Origin of the sequence: Aminobacter sp. Piv2-1, from assembly GCF_037625995.1 — a bacterium.
Taxonomy (GTDB): Bacteria; Pseudomonadota; Alphaproteobacteria; order Rhizobiales; family Rhizobiaceae; genus Aminobacter.
In genome coordinates this window covers 64,163-81,547 of record NZ_JARKMU010000012.1, presented here as the reverse complement: position 1 = coordinate 81,547, position 17,385 = coordinate 64,163, and the positions used below count along the sequence as shown (strand labels likewise).

At 62.3% G+C, this 17,385-nt stretch carries 16 protein-coding genes and 4 pseudogenes; 7 read left to right on the top strand and 13 right to left on the bottom strand.

Annotated elements, in window-relative coordinates; genetic code table 11:
• Positions 1–86: 86 nt before the first annotated feature.
• The 5 genes and pseudogenes from AmiPiv_RS20395 to AmiPiv_RS20375 form a co-directional block, all read right to left on the bottom strand.
• Positions 87–272 (bottom strand): annotated as a pseudogene (locus AmiPiv_RS20395) (hypothetical protein); the annotation flags it as partial.
• A gap of 177 nt (positions 273–449) precedes the next feature.
• Positions 450–923: pseudogene (locus tag AmiPiv_RS20390) on the bottom strand (GNAT family N-acetyltransferase); the annotation flags it as partial.
• 168 nt (positions 924–1,091) lie between these two features.
• Positions 1,092–1,259, bottom strand: coding sequence for a BrnT family toxin (locus AmiPiv_RS20385; RefSeq protein ID WP_340040326.1), 168 nt, complete (start codon positions 1,257–1,259; stop codon positions 1,092–1,094).
• A 346-nt stretch (positions 1,260–1,605) separates the two neighbouring features.
• Positions 1,606–3,231, bottom strand: coding sequence for an ISL3 family transposase (locus tag AmiPiv_RS20380; RefSeq protein ID WP_340040324.1), 1,626 nt, complete (start codon positions 3,229–3,231; stop codon positions 1,606–1,608).
• 62 nt (positions 3,232–3,293) lie between these two features.
• Positions 3,294–6,011 (bottom strand): annotated as a pseudogene (locus tag AmiPiv_RS20375) (Tn3 family transposase); the annotation flags it as partial.
• A gap of 125 nt (positions 6,012–6,136) precedes the next feature.
• Between AmiPiv_RS20375 and AmiPiv_RS20370 the strand changes: the two are divergent.
• Positions 6,137–6,751 carry a recombinase family protein gene (locus tag AmiPiv_RS20370; protein WP_160788003.1) on the top strand — a complete coding sequence of 205 codons (615 nt, stop codon included), beginning with the start codon at positions 6,137–6,139 and terminating at the stop codon, positions 6,749–6,751.
• Here the strand turns inward: AmiPiv_RS20370 and AmiPiv_RS20365 are convergent.
• The 3 genes from AmiPiv_RS20365 to AmiPiv_RS20355 all read right to left on the bottom strand — a co-directional run bounded on the left by AmiPiv_RS20365 (position 6,721) and on the right by AmiPiv_RS20355 (position 8,276).
• Positions 6,721–7,098 (bottom strand): NADH dehydrogenase ubiquinone Fe-S protein 4, encoded by a 378-nt coding sequence (locus AmiPiv_RS20365; protein ID WP_445206981.1) that lies wholly within the window; start codon positions 7,096–7,098, stop codon positions 6,721–6,723. The genes AmiPiv_RS20370 and AmiPiv_RS20365 overlap by 31 nt on opposite strands.
• Positions 7,099–7,175: 77 nt before the next feature.
• The gene (locus tag AmiPiv_RS20360) at positions 7,176–7,694 is read right to left on the bottom strand and encodes an Hsp20/alpha crystallin family protein (protein WP_340040319.1); all 519 of its coding nucleotides are present in this window, start codon (positions 7,692–7,694) and stop codon (positions 7,176–7,178) included.
• 102 nt (positions 7,695–7,796) lie between these two features.
• A complete protein-coding gene (locus tag AmiPiv_RS20355) occupies positions 7,797–8,276 on the bottom strand; it encodes an Hsp20 family protein (protein ID WP_340040317.1) in 480 nt (159 codons plus the stop codon).
• 559 nt (positions 8,277–8,835) lie between these two features.
• On the opposite strand from AmiPiv_RS20355, the gene AmiPiv_RS20345 reads away from it, so the two are divergent.
• Entirely contained in the window at positions 8,836–8,982 is a 147-nt protein-coding gene (locus AmiPiv_RS20345) for a DUF982 domain-containing protein (RefSeq protein ID WP_340040315.1), read from the top strand.
• A 15-nt stretch (positions 8,983–8,997) separates the two neighbouring features.
• Positions 8,998–9,156, top strand: a pseudogene (locus AmiPiv_RS24780) (DUF982 domain-containing protein); the annotation flags it as partial.
• Here the strand turns inward: AmiPiv_RS24780 and AmiPiv_RS20340 are convergent.
• Positions 9,150–9,428, bottom strand: coding sequence for an usg protein (locus AmiPiv_RS20340; RefSeq protein ID WP_340040313.1), 279 nt, complete (start codon positions 9,426–9,428; stop codon positions 9,150–9,152). The pseudogene AmiPiv_RS24780 and the gene AmiPiv_RS20340 sit on opposite strands and share 7 nt — an antisense overlap.
• Positions 9,429–9,447: 19 nt before the next feature.
• Complete coding sequence (locus AmiPiv_RS20335; protein WP_340040311.1) at positions 9,448–9,795, bottom strand: hypothetical protein; 348 nt, start codon at positions 9,793–9,795, stop codon at positions 9,448–9,450.
• Positions 9,796–10,140: 345 nt separating this feature from the next.
• Here AmiPiv_RS20335 and groES point away from each other — a divergent pair, with 345 nt between their 5' ends.
• The 3 genes from groES (at position 10,141) to AmiPiv_RS20320 (ending at position 12,435) form a co-directional block, all read left to right on the top strand.
• The gene (gene groES / locus AmiPiv_RS20330; protein WP_340040309.1) at positions 10,141–10,455 is read left to right on the top strand and encodes a co-chaperone GroES; all 315 of its coding nucleotides are present in this window, start codon (positions 10,141–10,143) and stop codon (positions 10,453–10,455) included.
• Between the two features lie 59 nt (positions 10,456–10,514).
• On the top strand, positions 10,515–12,143 hold the full coding sequence (gene groL, locus AmiPiv_RS20325; RefSeq protein WP_340040308.1) for a chaperonin GroEL: 1,629 nt from the start codon (positions 10,515–10,517) through the stop codon (positions 12,141–12,143).
• A 64-nt stretch (positions 12,144–12,207) separates the two neighbouring features.
• A complete protein-coding gene (locus AmiPiv_RS20320) occupies positions 12,208–12,435 on the top strand; it encodes a hypothetical protein (protein ID WP_340040306.1) in 228 nt (75 codons plus the stop codon).
• A gap of 159 nt (positions 12,436–12,594) precedes the next feature.
• Here AmiPiv_RS20320 and AmiPiv_RS20315 read toward each other — a convergent pair whose 3' ends face one another.
• Genes AmiPiv_RS20315 through AmiPiv_RS20305 form a run of 3 tightly spaced genes read right to left on the bottom strand, consistent with a single transcriptional unit; the run spans position 12,595 to position 16,143 of the window.
• On the bottom strand, positions 12,595–13,593 hold the full coding sequence (locus AmiPiv_RS20315) for a TniQ family protein (protein WP_340040304.1): 999 nt from the start codon (positions 13,591–13,593) through the stop codon (positions 12,595–12,597).
• A gap of 17 nt (positions 13,594–13,610) precedes the next feature.
• Positions 13,611–14,489, bottom strand: a complete 879-nt coding sequence (locus AmiPiv_RS20310) for a TniB family NTP-binding protein (protein ID WP_340040302.1) — start codon at positions 14,487–14,489, stop codon at positions 13,611–13,613.
• Position 14,490: 1 nt separating this feature from the next.
• Complete coding sequence (locus AmiPiv_RS20305; protein WP_340040300.1) at positions 14,491–16,143, bottom strand: Mu transposase C-terminal domain-containing protein; 1,653 nt, start codon at positions 16,141–16,143, stop codon at positions 14,491–14,493.
• Between the two features lie 128 nt (positions 16,144–16,271).
• Between AmiPiv_RS20305 and AmiPiv_RS20300 the strand changes: the two genes are divergently transcribed.
• Entirely contained in the window at positions 16,272–17,300 is a 1,029-nt protein-coding gene (locus AmiPiv_RS20300) for an RHE_PE00001 family protein (protein WP_340040298.1), read from the top strand.
• The last annotated feature ends 85 nt before the right edge of the window (positions 17,301–17,385 follow it).

Sequence of the window (17,385 nt, the reverse complement as noted above, 5' to 3'; positions counted from 1 at the left end):
GTCGAACCTGAACGTGTTCTTCACGACGTATTTTTGTGTCCGGGCGTTCCGGAGCGCTTGCCCTGTCTCTCCTGCCAGACGATCGGTCAGGAGATATGAGTGCCGGAGGAGGGTCTACCTTCAGTTGGGTGGGGCTTCTTTCCGCTTGGTCCATTTCCTGTTCCACTAATCAGGATCGAGGTGACGGAAACAGGGTCGCTGGCCGGAAAAGTATCTTCCAGACCCTCTTGCAACTGTTCCTCCAACACCGACGGGTCTTCCGACCGCCCGGCGATAGACCTTTTCCTCGACATCTCCTGCTCCCTATTCTTGACGAGGCCTTTAGTGAATCTCCTTGAAGGCCACCTCTGTGCTCCCAAGGCAGAACCAGACGCCTCATACGGCGCTTCGGCGCGCGGCGGACGGACCATGAACCAGTTTTGCACTCCAAGGATGGCCTGGCGCTTGACCACCTCGAAGCCGAGTGTCCCGTAAAATGCGACGTTAATGGCCAGGTCGGTCTCAAGGTACGCCGGAGCCGAGCGCTCGTCGATTCGCGCGTAGCAATGCGACATCAAACGCCGCCCGAGACCTTGCCTGCGCTGTGTCGGCACCACCGCCAGCGGGCCGATGTGCCAATGGGGCTCGTCGGGGTCGTTGCGCGCCCATGCAGTCAGCCAGCGCCCGATGCGCGCCGCGTTGGCAGGTGGGTTGCTTGCGATAACCACGCCGGCGAAGCTCAATTTTTCCACAAGGCCTGGACGGCAGTGGCTGGGCTCCATCATCCCCAGGACGCCAACCAGTTCCTCGTCCACGTATGCGCCAAGAAGCCACCCATTCGCCAGTACGTAGGCTGTTAATTGGCCAAGGAAGCGCTTCAGCCGTTGATGTCTTCGAACCGGGTCGTCGCCGAACGCGGCCACGTGCAACGGATTGTCCAGCATGCCGTTGGCCAACACAGTCGTCGCTCGCTCCAGTTGTTTCGGAGCCAGGATTCTGATTTCGCAATGCGAAGCGTCAACAGCGCTGGTCATCATATGCTCACCGTCGCGTTTACATTCGGGGTGGCCGGACTTGGATGAGCACCGATGCCGAAGGTCATCTATAATATGCTAGGCCGATTTCGCCACGTCTCCTTTGTCGGTGCGCCCGAGAGCATGGATGCGCGGCTCGCTGGCGCTGTGCTTTGTGTCCAAAACTGTCAGCAGCGGCTTGTTGAAAAACACCTGCTCGGCTTCTGCCTGGCTGACATCGTGCTTTTCTACGCCTTTTGCGCGCATTGCCCGCGGCCCAGCCGAAGCCGACAATCCGTTTCCAATCGGTCATGCTTGTATATTGCTGTCATATATAGAGATTTGAAGTGAAAAGGAGGACGAGGGAGGAAAGGAAAATCCAGCTCGCAGATCGGGCGGGCCGCTGACGCTAGCGCTCAATCGCCGCCATCGCGATCCCGGCCCGTCGTCCTGCGCAGGGCTTTAAGCCCCGCTCGGCCAGCCGGACAGGGATGCTCGTCCGCAATTGCACCGGCCCGTCCGCTCCGCGGGCCGGGGGATGTCTTCGGGAAGAAGACGAAAAAGGACCGGCGTGAGGCCGTGATCCCTGAACAGGAGCATTCCCGGTTCTTCCTCAATTTGTGTGGCGTGGTGGCAGCATTCGTGCTCTCAGCAGTTCGGGGCCTGCCCTGCCGTACATTGCGCGCTTGAGGGTCTTGAGGCGGTTGATCTGACCTTCGGCCTGTCCGTTGCTCCAGGACAGCTCAATGGCGTTGTTGACGGCATCGATGTCTCTGCGCAGGACGCGGGCGAATCGCATGATCGGAATGATGTCGGAGTCGATTGCGTCGTCGATCCACGCATCCAGTGGTGCCGATCTCTTGCCGCGGAGGATGCCGTTGAAGCGCATCGCCAGGCGGCGCATCTCGGCGAAAGCATCAGATCCCTGCTTCAGGGCATCGACCTTCCTTGCCTGCCGGGCTGTCAGCAGGCCTCGCGGCTTGATGCACAGCGCCGCGGCAACCACCGGCGAGATCGCATGACCGGTTTCCGGGTCTCGGACCGGCTCCAACTTCAAAGCCGTGGGCGATACATCATCGACGCGCTCTCTTTCGGCCCGCCGCCAGACTCCCAGCAGGCGCTCCAGATTGGAGAAGCTGCCGGTGTAGCCGCGCTGCTTGACGTCATGAAACAGATGCCGTCCGCAGCGGTTCCCTTCCTTCCAGCATTGGGCAAGGAAGGTTTCAAAGTACCATGGCGAAGTGGGGTTCAATGCTGCTCGCCGCCTGTCTCGCGGAGCCTTGAACGCGAGCCACTTCGCTACGCTGCGACGCTCATAGCCGGTCCGTCGGGCGATCTCGCTGTAGGACAGACCCTCTTGGCGTAAGGCGTGGAGCATCTCGAATATCTCCTGGCGAGATTGCCTATGCGCGAGACGGGCGCGCCGGCGATGTGTCGCGGCGTCAACGATTGCGTCCTCCGACAGGATGGCTCTGCCGGTGGCGCGGCCGGAAAGGCTCATCTGTTCTTCGATTGCCGAGCGAAGATTTTGGACCAGATGAAATCGATCGGCTACCTGCTGGGCCTGCGGTGCGCCTTCACGAACAGCCTGCGCATACAGGCCGCAGCGGTCTCGGCTGACGACCTCGACGGAGGGATGGTTCCGCAGCCACCTGGCTGCACTATCGACACTCCGATCATCGAGAATGTCGACGACCGAGCGTCGCTCGAGATCAACCACAATAGTGCCGTATCGCGTCGCTCGCCGCCAGCTCCAGTCATCGATACCAACCACCCGAATCTCGGAGTTGCGGTGGGCAACCGCGGCATCCCGCTTCAGTTGCCGCAGGATGGTGTCGTCGCTGACCGGCATGCCGAGCCGTTGCATGAGGCGCTCGCCAGGACGGCCGCCCGTACTATGGCCGAGCAGGCCGACAATCTCCGTGACCCTTGTCGTCCGGCGCGCATAAGGGGAAGCAACCGTCGACAGTCGGTCGGTGAACGTTTGTCGCTCACATTTCTGATGTGCACATCGCCAGCGGCTCAGCAGGAGCTTTACCGTCACGGGCTTGCCCTGGACCGGCAGATCCTGAAGGCTGCGCTTGGACCAGCCATGTCGACTTCGGCTTCGCCGGCCACAATTGGGGCAAATGCCGATCGCTGGTCCGGCAGCGGAAACAACCCAACTGTCATCATCAGTGAGCGCGACACCCAGAATTTTGACCCCTGAGCCGGGCGACCATTTCGGTTTCGTTCGCATGCCCGCCCATTAGCGATATCTTCGCTAACAGCGGATGAACCACACAAATTGAGGAAGACCCGGTTCATGCCGGCAATACGGTAATGCTGGCCTTCAGCGGAACGATCGCGTATTTCGCCGCGCCGGTGGAAGCTGATGGCCCGTTTCAGCGCGTGATGGGCCTCGCCCTTGTTGAGGCCGATCTGGGCACGACGTTGCAAATCGGCGTCCAGAATCCAGTCGATCATGAACAGCGTGCGCTCGACGCGGCCGACTTCTCGGAGAGCTGTCGCCAGTTCGTTCTGCCGTGGATAGGAGGCGAGCTTGCGCAGGATCTGGCTGGGCGCGACACTTCCGGCCGCTATGGTGGCGGCGATACGCAGGATATCGGGCCAGTTGCGCTCAATCATGGCCTGGTTGATCTTTCCGCCGATCATGGCGCGCAAGTGCGCCGGCGCGGCAGACGGATTGAACGCATAGAGCCGTTTGGACGGCAGATCCCGGATGCGCGGAGCGAACCGGTAGCCGAGAATGGCGCAGGCGGCAAAGACGTGGTCGGTGAAGCCACCAGTATCGGCGAACTGCTCACGGATATGGCGGCCGGTATCGTTCATGAGCAGGCCGTCGAGGATGTAGGGCGCCTCGCTTGCTGTTGCGGGGATTACCCGGGTTGCGAACGGTGCGTATTGATCTGAGACGTGGGTGTAAGCTTTCAGGCCGGGGGTGTTGCCGTATTTCGCGTTGACCAGGTTCATGGCCTCGCCCTGCTCGGTCGCGGCGAAGAACTGACCGTCGCTCGATGCTGAGATACCAGCGCCCCAGAATTGAGCCATCGGTAAACGGGCCTGCGCCTCAACCACCATGGCCAGTGCCCGGTCGTAGGCTTCGCCTTCGGCATGCCACCGTGCGATACGGATCAGTTCCCAGAAGGTGTGGGTGTTTGTGGCGTCCGCCATCTTTCGCAGGCCGAGATTGACCCCTTCCGCGAGAATGACGTTCATCAGTCCGATCCGGTCGGCGCAGGGCGCACCGGTGCGCAAATGGGTGAAGGCCTCGCAGAAGCCGATCGCGGCGTCGACCTCCAACAAAAGATCGGTGATGCGTGTGAGCGGTATCTGCTTGTAAAGATCGAGCACCAGATCCTCGGCACCGTCCGGTGCAGCGGCTTCAAGTTTTTCAATATGCAGGATGCCGTTCTCGATCGACCCGCCGGGAATCGTGCCCATGCGCGCGGCGCGGCCAAGCTCGCGCAACCGGATATCGAGGCGCTCTTGCCGATCTGCCAGCCATTCCTCAGGCCGCAATGGTACAGCGAGACGGCTGCTTTCCGCCACGGCTTGCGCAGGAACGAGAACCTGTTTCAGATCACCGTAGCGCCGGGATCGTACCAGCCAGACATCCCCCGAGCGGAACGCGTCGCGCAGATGGAACAGCACCGCGATCTCCCAAAGGCGGCCGTCGCCAGCCGCCTGGGCGCGAAGATGACGATGCCATTTCGAACTCGGCCGCAGGAAGTCGGTATGCGCTGTATCGTTCAAACCATTGCGCAGGATCATCACCGCTTCCACTAGCGGCCTCGCGACCGGCGCGGCCCGAAGGTCGAGTAAACGCAGCATCCGTGGGGCATAGCGCCGGAAGCGATGATAGCCGTCGAGCACATGATTGAGCGGGTCGTCCGCCATGATGGCGGTCAGGCTGGCGGCCGTGGCGACAAGGGCCCTGAAGCCGTCCCAGCCCGATCCATCCGCGATGACGGTTTCCAGCGGCTGGCCGTCATCCTGTGCATCGAGCAAGCTCCCACCGATTTCGGCGAAGGATTTCAAGGCGGCGCGCACCGCGTTCGCTTCATCCGCAACCTTCGCCTGGCAAATCCGTTCCGAGGCCCGGTATAGCCTGCCGACGATCCGATCATGGGTTTCGATCGCGGCGTCGGCGAGCATCGCCTGCCATTCCGACGCGCACACGGCCAGAATCGCAAGCCGCCTGTCCTCCGGGAGATCACGCATGCCGTCGGCATAGTACCGCTCGCCCTGCCTGCGCAGCCGCGTTGCGCGATGAGCGGGAACTCCAGTCAGCAGATCCTCGGGAAGATCGAGACGTTGCAGGTATTCTAGCCGGTCAAGAAGCCGATTCGCAGACAAAGAGTTCGAACCGGGCTCGAACTGCCGCAGCCAGACGAAACGGGTCACCCGATCGTCAACCGTGTCCTCGAGCAATGCCAACAACTGCTCCCGGATGGGCGGTGAAAGGCGGCCGGCAATTCTTGTCTCGATCCGCCGCTCAGCATCGACCAGAGCCGTGGCACAAAGCCGCTCGATCGTGGATGTCGCAGGGAGAACCGTGCGGGTGCGACGGCATTCGATTACGAAGCGACGGGCGATATCGTCGTTCGAAACCGCCAACTCGGCTTCCCGGAACAACCACTCCTTCAGTTCGCGCGCGCCGCGTCCGGCGAAGGTACGGAATCCGTAGAGCCCCCGCAATTCGGCAAGGTGCTCGTGTCGCGTCTCCTCGCGCGCGGCATAATCAACGAGATCGTCGGCGTGCAGACCAAGCTGCGCTCCGATGAACTCGATGACTTCCGCCGGAATCAGCTCACCCGGGGCCAGCACTCGCCCAGGATAACGGAGAACACATAATTGCAGGGCAAAGCCAAACCTGTTGTGCGGGCGGCGGCGCTGCCTGATATGCCCGAGATCCTCGTCGCTCAGCGTGTAGTGCTTGAGCAAATCCGCCTGCGAAGTCGGCAGGCGCAACAGCGCGTCCTTCTGCCGATCGGTTAAAGTGACACGACGCGGCATCCATGTTCCTTTTTCAAAATCAAATGATGTTCAAGATGCTTTGTTTATGAAGCTGGTTGAGATACATTTCCAGCGTACAGTCCAACCCCGGCTACTGCGCTGCCTCAAACCGCCGTTTAAGAAACATGCTGATTGGATACGCCCGTATCTCGAAGGCCGATGGTTCCCAGTCCCTTGACCTGCAGCACGATGCTCTGCGTGCCGCAGGCGTCGAACAGGACAATATCTATGAGGATCGCGCTTCAGGCAGCCGCGACGATCGTCCCGGACTGACCGCATGCCTCAAAGCGTTACGTGTCGGCGATGTACTGGTGGTCTGGAAGCTCGATCGCCTCGGGCGGTCGCTTGCCCATCTCGTCAACACCGTAAAGGGTCTATCAGACCAGAAGATCGGCCTGCGGGTGCTGACCGGAAAGGGCGCCGAAATCGACACTACGACCGCATCCGGCCGTATGGTCTTCGGCATCTTCGCAACCTTGGCCGAATTTGAGCGAGACCTGATCCGCGAGCGCACCATGGCCGGACTCGCAGCGGCCAGGGCGCGCGGCCGTAAAGGAGGCAGAAAATTCGCGCTCTCCAAGGCGCAGGTGCGCCTCGCTCAGGCCGCCATGGCGCAACGCGATACATCCGTCTCCGATCTCTGTAAGGAACTCGGGATCGAGCGCGTCACCCTTTATCGCTATGTCGGCCCCCAGGGCGAACTCAGGAGTTACGGAAAGCGTGTTCTCGGCTTAGCGTAGGATTCCGCCCCCTCCCGCAAACGACCCCGCTTGGCGTAGCCGATGGCCGATTCCAATGTTGGAAAGCTCAGCTCGACTTGTGTCAGCGTGTCGCGGCCGCCGCTGTAGCCCATGAGCGGTTCGATGAAAGGCGCGGTGCGGCGTTCGAACGTCAGCCGCCATGCAGTTCCAGCCCTCGCAGAAGTTGTGACAGAGCGGCCGGGCCGGTAAATCTGGGCCACCGTGCCGTCCGGGAAGATCGATCGCCTGAACGACAAGGCCCCTGAAGAAGCAGGCCGGTTGTCATTGCCCGGCCGAGCACGGGTCATTCTTTCATAAAGCGCTTTGTTCTCGTGCAGCGTCTCCATCGTTCATCCCTCCCTAAAGAAGGCCAAGGACAGGCCGGAGGCCGGTCCTGGACCCGCCTCCGGCTGGTCTGGCCAGATCAGTTCCTGCCGTTGATGGCAATGCGCTTGGCCTTTGCCTGCGCACGCTCGGTCTTGGGCAGGGCGACGGTTAGCACGCCGTTCTTGAAATTGGCGCTGACCTTGTCGTCCTCCACCTCATGGCCCAGCGGTATGCGGCGCTCGAAGCGACCGTAGAAGCGCTCCGAGAACTGACGGTCCTTGTCCTCGGTCTCGGACCGCTTCTCGCCCTTCAGCGTCAGCACGCCGTCTTCGAGCAGCACTTCTATGTCCTTCTCCTCGAGGCCAGGGACTTCGGCCGTGACGCGGATTTCCTTCTCGCCGTCGGAGACTTCCACGTTCGGCCAGCCTCCGCCACCGAAGGAGGAGAACCTGCCAAGCGCGGGAAGACGGCTGTCGAAGCCGCGGAAGACGTCGTCGAACAGCCGGTTCACCTCGCGGTGCAGCGACAGGAACGGGTCGCGATCATCGTCGCGGAATACGCTCGGAAGCTGGTTGCCGTTGCTGCCGCCCCAGGGGATCAGATCACGTACGCTCATCGTTTTTCTCCTTCATGTCTTCATGGTGTGCCTTTCAGCAAAGCTCCGCCGGGAGCCGGACGCGAACGTCCAGCTCCTGGGAGAGCATCATCGTGGATTGCTTCAGGCTGCCTGCTTTTCGGCCTCGATCTTGCGCTGTGCCACCTTCGGCACGGCCGCTGCGCTGCCGATCTCGATCCGGCGCGGCTTCATCTCTTCGGGAATCTCGCGTTTGAGATCGATCGTCAGCAGGCCGTTTTCCAGGTTGGCGCCACTAACTTTTACGTGGTCGGCCAACTGGAAGCGGCGCTCGAACGCCCGGCCAGCGATGCCGTGATGCAGGTACTCGGCCTTGTCTTCGCCGTTCTTCTCGCCGGTCACCAGAAGCATGTTCTGCTCCTGCGTCATCGACAACTCGTCCTGGCTGAATCCCGCCACCGCCATGGTGATGCGGTAGGCATCCTCGCCGGTCCTAGCGATATCGTAAGGGGGCCAGTTGTCGATAGTCGTTGTCGCCCGGCTCGCGTTTTCGAGCAGGTTAAATACGCGGTCGAAGCCGATGCTCGACCGATAGAGCGGGGAAAAGTCGAATGCTGTTCTCATAGCCATATCCTCCATTGAGCAACATGGGTACGAGGAGCGCCAAGAAGCCGGCGCTCCCTGACCATGCCGGTCCCGTTCAGCGACCGGCGCCATTGACCTAGGGATCGTTTTTTCGAGCGTCAAGACCCCTTACGCAACCAAAATTGTCGTCGGAACGTCGATCAGACGTGCGACGTTTCCAAACCTCACGTGCTCGGAATGAGTCGCAAATACTGGGAGGCTGCACGATGGCGATTACACGTGGCGAGATCGTATCCATCCTCGGGCCGGTCGACGAGAGTTGATGGGAACCGGAGCATCGGCCGAGGAACTTAGAGAGGCATGGGCTTGGCTCCATAACGACGAGGCGCTGATGGGTGCGGGGCGCGCCCTCTGCCTGGAACCCGAGTGGGCAGGTTGATCGAAATGCTGGAGCCGGACGAGGACGAGGCGTCGCACACCGTCTGAGCCGGCGCATCTTGAACTCGGGTCGCAAGCTGACCAACTCGCTTTGTCGGAAAGGAGCGCTCGCCCTTCAGGTTGCTTCTTCAAAAGACGATCAGAATTGGTGAAGGAAGTGATGAACGACGTCGCGTTTTCGGATCCCGTCATCCTGCATCTGCCCGGCATGAGCGACCGCAAGGTCGCGACCAGCTTTGAAGCGATCGAATGCCTTCAAACCGAATGGCCGCAATGGGCAAGAGGCGGGAACTGGCGCAGCGCGTAGGCAGCCTGTCGCGACGCACTCGACGGATGGTGTGGCGCGAAGTCGGCACGGCGGAGCTTCGTCAAAGCTGCGAACCGGGCGGGGCTTTTGCCGGGCCGGCGACGAGCGGGCGCACCAGCTTGGCACGGGCCGGCACCACGCGAGGCATACGTGGCGGCCAGCGGCCCTCAGTGAATCGCGATGATGCCATCCACGGCCTTCCATTCGGACGGCCGAATCAGGCGATGGTGGGCGACGCGCACCGAGTGCAGCGCGCCCTCCAGCGTTTCCTTCCAGTAGCCTAGAAATCCCCGCAATTCGGGAAATTCAGGCGCCAGATCATACTCCTGCCAGACATAAAGCTGCAGCAGGCTGGGATGGTCGGGCATGTGGTAGTGAATCTCGGCGGTCGTCAGGCCGTAACCTTCCATCTGCATGCGGAACTCCCGGCTCACCACTGCAGCCATTCCCTATCCTTTCTCTGCCTCAAGCATCCAGTCTTTGGCGTTCTGCCCGGCTCATTGCCTCGGTGCGGTCTGATAGCGCCGAACCTAGGCCGTCCAGACGCCGCAGTGCGTGCATGATGCAATCGAACGAGATCGGCTGTTTTACGCCGGGTGGCTGCCTCAGCGCCGGCATGGATTCCACCGCGCAGGCGTCCGAAGCCCAGGATGAGAGGATCGCCCTCTTTTCGTACAGGTCTAGCGTTCCGTCGCGCAGCAGGTCGTCGGGATGCTTGTAGTGACGCGCCGGCGACAGCAACCGGTCGAGCGCGAGGTCGTTGGCTTCGGGAGCCAGTGACGGGATGATCATCGAAAAATCGGTTCGGCTCATCGATATCCTCCTTCCGGTTTGCCGTTCCAAAGCTCCGTTTCGATCACAATTCGAGAAGCCGTGCGTGCCGCATGGCGATGCTAGATTTTGCTCGACCACGGACAAATTTCAAGCCCGCCAGGCGAGTCGAACCGGCAAAATAGCTGCATGTTTTCATGATGCTAGCACTCGGCAGGATCGAGTGCCAAAAAAGTTAGGGGCGCCCTCTTGAAATGGCGAAATCGCAAAACTAGCTCGAAATGCGCGCGATGCCTGATGAAGGGTCGCCGCGCCCCGCACCGGCCCGATATTGCCGGTCCGGTGTGGAGGAACATCAAAATCTGTTTGTCCTGAAGGAGAACGAAAATGGCGTTCCGTCCATTGCACGATCGTGTCCTGGTCCGCCGTATCGAAGCCGACGAAAAGACGGCTGGCGGCATCATCATCCCTGACACCGCGAAGGAGAAACCGCAGGAAGGCGAGGTCATCGCCGTCGGTCCCGGCGCGCGTGACGAGAGCGGCAAGCTCATCGAACTCGATGTGAAGGTCGGCGACCGCATCCTGTTCGGCAAATGGTCCGGCACCGAAATCAAGCTGAACGGTGAGGATCTCCTCATCCTGAAGGAAAGCGATGTGATGGGCGTGATCGACCAGAGCGTCGCGTTCAAGAAGGCCGCGTGATCGGGCCAGAGGAAACCAACCAGTCAACGAAAGCTGCCTAGATTTGAAGGAGTGATCCAATGGCTGCCAAAGAAGTCAAATTTCACACCGAGGCCCGCGAGAAGATGCTGCGCGGCGTCGACATTCTTGCCAATGCGGTCAAGGTGACGCTGGGTCCCAAGGGCCGCAACGTCGTCATCGACAAATCGTTCGGCGCCCCGCGCATTACCAAGGACGGCGTCACCGTCGCCAAGGAGATCGAGCTCGAAGACAAGTTCGAGAACATGGGCGCCCAGATGGTCCGCGAGGTCGCCTCGAAAACCAACGATCTCGCCGGCGACGGCACGACGACCGCGACCGTTCTCGCGCAGGCGATCGTCAGGGAAGGCGCCAAGGCCGTCGCGTCCGGCATGAACCCGATGGACCTGAAGCGGGGCATCGACAAGGCGGTCGACGCCGTCGTTGCCGAGCTGAAAGCCAATGCCCGCAAGGTGACGAAGAACAACGAAATCGCCCAGGTTGGAACCATCTCGGCCAATGGCGACGGCGAGATCGGTCGTTTTCTGGCGGAAGCAATGGAGAAGGTCGGCAACGAGGGCGTCATCACGGTCGAGGAAGCCAAGACCGCCGAGACCGAACTGGAGGTGGTCGAAGGCATGCAGTTTGATCGTGGCTACTTGTCGCCCTACTTCATCACCAACCAGGACAAGATGCGCGTCGAACTGGAAGAGCCGTACGTGCTCATCCACGAGAAGAAGCTCGGCAATCTGCAGGCGCTTCTGCCGGTGCTCGAAGCCGTGGTGCAGTCGGGCAAGCCGCTACTCATCATCGCCGAGGATGTCGAGGGCGAGGCGCTGGCGACGCTCGTCGTCAACAAGCTGCGCGGCGGCCTCAAGGTTGCGGCGGTGAAGGCCCCCGGCTTCGGCGATCGCCGCAAGGCCATGCTGGAAGACATCGCCATCCTCACCGGCGGCACCGCCATCTCGGAAGACCTCGGCATCAAGCTTGAGAACGTCACGCTGCAGATGCTCGGCCGGGCCAAGAAGGTCGTCATCGAGAAGGAGAACACCACGATCGTCGACGGCGCCGGCTCGAAGACCGAGATCGAAGGCCGCGTGAAGCAGATCAAGGCGCAGATCGAGGAGACCACTTCGGACTACGACCGCGAGAAGCTTCAGGAGCGGTTGGCGAAACTTGCCGGCGGCGTCGCGGTGATCCGCGTCGGCGGCTCGACCGAGGTCGAGGTCAAAGAGCGCAAGGACCGCGTCGACGACGCGCTGCACGCCACGCGCGCAGCGGTCGAAGAAGGCATCCTTCCTGGCGGCGGCGTCGCCCTTCTGAGGGCTGCGAAGGCGTTGGACAATGTCCAGACCGACAATGCCGACCAGAAGACCGGCGTCGAGATCGTGCGGCGCGCCATCGAGACGCCGGCCCGGCAGATCGCCGAGAATGCCGGGGCTGAAGGATCCATCATCGTCGGCAAGCTGCGCGAGAAGACCGAGTTCGCCTGGGGCTGGAATGCCCAGACGAACGAGTTCGGTGATCTCTACGCGCAGGGCGTGATCGACCCGGCCAAGGTCGTGCGCACCGCGCTGCAGGACGCCGCCTCCGTCGCCGGCCTGCTCGTTACCACCGAAGCCATGGTGGCCGAGAAGCCGAAGAAGGAAGCCGCCACGGCAATGCCCGCCGGCGCCGGCATGGACTTCTGAGGCAGCCGAGGATCGCCCGCGCCTCCTTGAGAGGCGCGGGCGCATGGAGAGGTGGGAGGCTGACATGAACATCATGCCCGGCATCGGAACGGTCGCGTCGCCGACGCACCCACAGAGCGACTTCCTGGCCCACGAGACCGAGTGCCGCGACGTGTTGCGGCCTTGGCTTGAGGGCGTGCTCGACATGGCCGAGGCGGCTGGTTGGAACCGGCGCACCGCCGCATCGACGCTGATGTTTCTTGCTGCACAGCACGTCAGTTCGACCGGAACTTCAGCAGACCGCAAAGTGTGAACAAGCCCGAGAGGCAGCAGGCAAGCGCCTCGATGCCTGCAGCTTCCACGCGTTCAGTCAAAGCGTCAAAGCCACCGCCGTGTCGGCTGTCGCGTGGGTGATGTAGAGCCAACGCAGCCTGCCGACGACCATCGAGCTGGGCTTCTCGGGACGACCGTGTCAGCGCCGATCATCGCGAAGAATGCCTAGTTGCATAACCCGAGAATAGGCGGCGAGCAGCGCGGATCGGTCGGCGGCAGGCGACGAGTGCTTCCGTCGTCGTGCGCTCTGGTGCGTCTCCAGGAAATCCGCAAAGCGCGCGGTCAGCGCGTCATGACCGCCGGCGGCCACGATCATCCAGCGCCGGTATGCGTCGCCGGTGTCCATGTCGTTCACCAGCCAGTCAGGAGGTTTTGCTGCGAGCGCCTCGAAGCAGCGAATGCGCGCGGCGGTCGAGAGATTCGTGAGTGTCCTTCCCGAACGGACCTCGGCGGCGATCGGCGCGCGCAGCACATGCGAGACAGCGTCGCTGGTTCTCGCCGAACCTCTCACCGCCTCCACTCGGCATATATCCGCGATCGCGCGTTCCAGACGTCGCGACATCGCCTTGACCGAGGCCCTCGGCGCAGCACGTAGGTCGAACCCGCACATTGCGCAAAAATGCTGCGGGACAAGTTCGCACTGATCAAAGGCCGCGATGCCGGCGTGGCAAGCGGGGCATCGATCTCGAAGGCCACAGCCATGCACGAAGCATGACACACGCGATGCCAACCGCCACTGCCGCCGGAAATACGGCGCCTCGTCTCCGGCAAGGCATTGGGGGCAATACTGCATCCAGGTCGAACGATTCCGGTGCGCACTGGCGCGCAGAGGCAGCAGGAGCGGAGCCATGACGCAGCCGTTTATCGTCATCGCTGAGATATTTTCGGACGGCAGACCCGTCTGAAGGCAGAGCAGATTGGTGACGTTGTGCGGTACGCGAATGTCGAGATGCGGCGACCACATCCTCGCGGCTAGCCCGAGGACGCCGGCGAACCTCCGCGGCGCGTTGCCGTTCGCCAAGGCAAGACGGTGGAGCCAGCTCGACAGAAGCTCCTCCGGAAGCGGCTCGACGGAAATCGGCCACCTATCCGGCACGACGTCGCCATATCGCTGGCGGATCTCGATCGCGAAACCCACTCGTGCGGCACCACCCGTCACAGCAGGTCGTCGCGTACCCGCGCGCGGCGGCGCTTCGTGACAGACACGTAGTTCAGGGCCTCGATGCCCGATTTTGTGATCCGTTCCTCACCGGACCTCACCGCCGCTATGGCCGCCGCAGAAACGATCGCCACGACCTCACCGATCAGTCCTTCGGAGAGCTCGAAGATCGTTCGCGCCAGAAGTTCTTCCGAGAGATCGGAAGTGTGGGCGAGGGGCAAGGCGCTCTCGAGGCTGTCGAGCAGCGCAAGAAGCTCCTCGCCATATTGCCAACGGGGCACGGCGTGTAGATCAAACCGGGTCGCCATTTCAGCGGTCTGATTTACGAAGTCATAGACGGCGACCTCGCCGATCAGAACCGGCGAGATGTCGAACTGGCGGCCGATCCTCCGAAGGAAGGCAAGCACTGCCTCAACATCGCGCGCGCGACCGCGCAGAGCATTGTGGAACTCATCGAAGATCAGGATTCTGGGCTTCAGCCTGTCGAGCAGATGGTCGATCTGTTCGGCCTTGCGACCGACGTCTCTGCCGTTTCCGGTTGGTGCCCGCAAAGCCTGCAGGATGCTTCCATAGAAGTGGGCAAGGCCTGCGCCCTCGCGCGTCTGAACCACCCACACCCGCTGCTGTTCGGCTGTTCTCAGATGTCCGACGGCGAACCGTTCTGCGATCATGGTCTTGCCGTTGGCATAGGGTCCGACGAGCATCAGTCCTCGGGTCCGCAGCGATGGCGACCGCGACAGAAGCTCGGCAAGACGTTCGTGCGCTGAAAGCGCCACCTGATGTCCGATCCACCGCGGCGCCTGGATGTAGGCGATCCGCTCTTCCGTGCTGCGGTCCAGGTGCGGGCGAACGTGATCAAGCAGATGGTCTGCCACGTTACCAATCCTCTACCGGGAGGCGCCGCTTCGGGCGAACGGGATGATCGGCAGGCACCGGCATTGCCGGCCGCATCGCGTCATAAGGCTTGGGCGCGTGTTCCGCGTGAGATTTGCGCACGGCATTGCGCAACTCTGCCTTGGACGGCTTCGGTCCGCCTGCGATCTCCGCGATTTGGCGGCGCAGCATCACCTTCTCTACGTCCGTGCGTGCATTCGCGGTGCGTCGCGTCAGCCGGTCGGCCTCGTGCTCCCACAACGTCATCGGCGCGAGCATGCCGTCGCGCCGCTCCACCGATCGAAACTCCCTGGTCTCGGCATCGCGGGCATAGACGTGGCTGATGTCGCGCGGATCGTATCGCAGCTCGAGCTTTCCTAGCCGATCCCGCTGCGGAACCAACTCGCCCAACCAAGGTGAATAGTAGTCGAGTGCGAACATACTGACGCCCTGCGGCGAGAGGCGTCGCTCCGTTCCGGGCATGAATGCCAGCAGGACCCGCATGGGATCATCGTCGAAGCGTACAAGTTCATGTACCTGCCGATCCCATTCAGATGCCGGCACCCTCAGGGTCCTGGCGTTCTGCTGCAGGTTGTGGTCGATCACCGCGAGCGCGACGCATCGCTCGAGATCGGCGAAGCTGAGACGCGCCCGGCGCACCGCGGGATATTGGTCGCGGTCCGCCACGGATCGGCCCGTCGAGCCAGGCTGCGTTGCAAGAACCCTGTTGAGCTTCCCGAGCAGCCTTTCGACCACGCCACCCTGATGCACTCGGCCGCGATCCCGGTAGCGGATACGAATGCCGTAATCCTCGCACCCGCGCTGAAAGGCATTCCCTTTGAACTCCTTGGCGGAGTCGGTGACCAGCAATCGCGGTCGACCGAACATCGGCCATCCATGCTCGATGCCGCGCGCAACCAGCCATTCGTCCTTCGGACACATTGCCTGCGCCAGGCACAAGGCGACCGACAGCGCCGACGGCTTTTCGAGCGTGAGGCAGAATGCCAGTATGCAGCGCGTCGCCACGTCGGTGAGGATCGTCAGGTAGGCCCGACCGACGAACGTTCTGCCGCCCTCGACAACCTCGACAAAATTGATGTCGGTCGGCGTGTGATCGATCTGGCAGACATCCATCGGGTGCGCCGCGTGGATGTATCCGGGCCGGGCCTTGAGCCGATGGAGATGTTTCGGGTTTGCGGATCGCTTCTTCGCGATCTCTTCCGGGCTGAACAGCGCAGGAATGCGCCGGGCCACGGTGACGTAGGACGGCGCAGCCAGACCGGCCTCTTCGCAGCGGGCGCGGACCTCGGCGACGATGGGAGCGAGCGGCGGAGCCTCCAGCACGAGCCACTGCTCTCGCAACGTTGCCGCGATGATCTCCTCGGTCTCCGGCTGAAGTCGCTTCTTCCGGGTCCTATCTCCGTCAGGCAAGAGCGACGTCACGGTTCGATCAACACGGTAGCGTGCCAGCAGATTGTAGACCTGTCGCGTCGAGAGGCGCAACTCGGCGGCTACCCGAACAATCGTCACCCGCCGGGGACCCGAACCGTCCAAGATCCTGTCGAGCTCACGCGCAACTCGGCGCGCCGACGACCACGTATCTTCGGAATGCGGCGGAGCTGGCGTCGGCTTTGGGTTATGCAAGTGGTTCGGCAAATTGAGCTGCCAGTGAAATCGTTAGCTAAAAATCGTGCCTCTCCTAGCAGTCAAACATAGACAGCATATGACGTTCGGGCATTTGAAATCGGGAAGTGAAAGCGACAGCGGAGGACCAGCTCGCGAGATTGGACGAGCAGGTTCGCCGGAGTCCGGTGGGAGAGGGCTTCGTCGAGCGCGGCCACTTCTTCGACGCGGCGGCTAGCATGTGGGTGGGGGGCGAGCTTGTCCATGTCGAGGATCTCGTTCTCCACGACGAGCGGATGGACGCGCGCGCGCCGACCCATGAGCTGACGATCGCCCACCGGATCGTGCGAGCTCGTCGCCGGATCGCGGGAAACAAGGCAGGCTGGGCCGTGAGCGACGCGGGGATCGGCGCGCTCACCGGGTACGACGATCAGGACCGCGCCGCGGAAGGGGAGGGTAGCTCGGTCGATGAGACGACGGAGCTGATGCTCATCGGCGAAGACGATCCGCTCGCTCAGGAGCTCGCCAATGTCGACGCGCTCCTCGAGCAGTCGCAGCAGCTGATTGATCGCGTCTCGGCTACTAAGCGCGAGGGCCGTTCACCGCTTGTGGTCGGCGACCTGGTCGTTCGGGACTCCGACTGGGACGAGTCGGATCGGGTGACACAGTGGAAGCGGGTTCTACAGGAGGTAGCGGACCTGCCTCCTACACTTGCCGCGGCGCTGATATGGGACGCCTGGGAGACGCTGGAGCCCATGCAACGCCAGCACTGGCTCGGCAGCCAGTTCGTCGGTGCCTACCTTCGTGCACAGGGCAAGGTGGCGTCGCACCTTTTCGGCTTCAATGTCGGGCTGAAGGCGGTGCCGAGGGAGCGTCGGCGATCCCCGAACCGGCTCACCCGCATTCTCGCCTTGCTCGATGCGATGTCGGCGTCGGCCGACCTCGGCATGAAGGAGCTCGCGCGGTTGGCGCAGGCGCGCGAGTTGATGACGCGGCGCCTGAGCGGCCGGCGCTCGTCAAGCAGCTTGCCGACGACGATCGACTTCATCCTGTCGCGGCCGATCGTGTCGGCGCCGATGATCGCTAAGGCCGCAAAGGTGACACAACGCGGCGCGCTCAACCTCATCGCGGAACTCAGTGTTCGGGAACTGACGGGAAGGGGGCGATATCGGGCGTGGGGCGTCTTGTAGACTTCTCAGCGCAGATGTTGTCCGGTGCGCTGCACGCAGTATCGAAAGTCGCCCGCGATGACTAAACCCGTACGAAATCCGACCG

Coding starts and splice junctions, on each gene's coding strand:
- AmiPiv_RS20385 (WP_340040326.1), bottom strand. CDS start 1,259: ATGCGCGCAAAAGGCGTAGAAAAGCACGATGTCAGCCAGGCAGAAGCC.
- AmiPiv_RS20380 (WP_340040324.1), bottom strand. CDS start 3,231: ATGCGAACGAAACCGAAATGGTCGCCCGGCTCAGGGGTCAAAATTCTG.
- AmiPiv_RS20370 (WP_160788003.1), top strand. CDS start 6,137: ATGCTGATTGGATACGCCCGTATCTCGAAGGCCGATGGTTCCCAGTCC.
- AmiPiv_RS20365 (WP_445206981.1), bottom strand. CDS start 7,098: ATGGAGACGCTGCACGAGAACAAAGCGCTTTATGAAAGAATGACCCGT.
- AmiPiv_RS20360 (WP_340040319.1), bottom strand. CDS start 7,694: ATGAGCGTACGTGATCTGATCCCCTGGGGCGGCAGCAACGGCAACCAG.
- AmiPiv_RS20355 (WP_340040317.1), bottom strand. CDS start 8,276: ATGAGAACAGCATTCGACTTTTCCCCGCTCTATCGGTCGAGCATCGGC.
- AmiPiv_RS20345 (WP_340040315.1), top strand. CDS start 8,836: ATGAACGACGTCGCGTTTTCGGATCCCGTCATCCTGCATCTGCCCGGC.
- AmiPiv_RS20340 (WP_340040313.1), bottom strand. CDS start 9,428: ATGGCTGCAGTGGTGAGCCGGGAGTTCCGCATGCAGATGGAAGGTTAC.
- AmiPiv_RS20335 (WP_340040311.1), bottom strand. CDS start 9,795: ATGAGCCGAACCGATTTTTCGATGATCATCCCGTCACTGGCTCCCGAA.
- groES (WP_340040309.1), top strand. CDS start 10,141: ATGGCGTTCCGTCCATTGCACGATCGTGTCCTGGTCCGCCGTATCGAA.
- groL (WP_340040308.1), top strand. CDS start 10,515: ATGGCTGCCAAAGAAGTCAAATTTCACACCGAGGCCCGCGAGAAGATG.
- AmiPiv_RS20320 (WP_340040306.1), top strand. CDS start 12,208: ATGAACATCATGCCCGGCATCGGAACGGTCGCGTCGCCGACGCACCCA.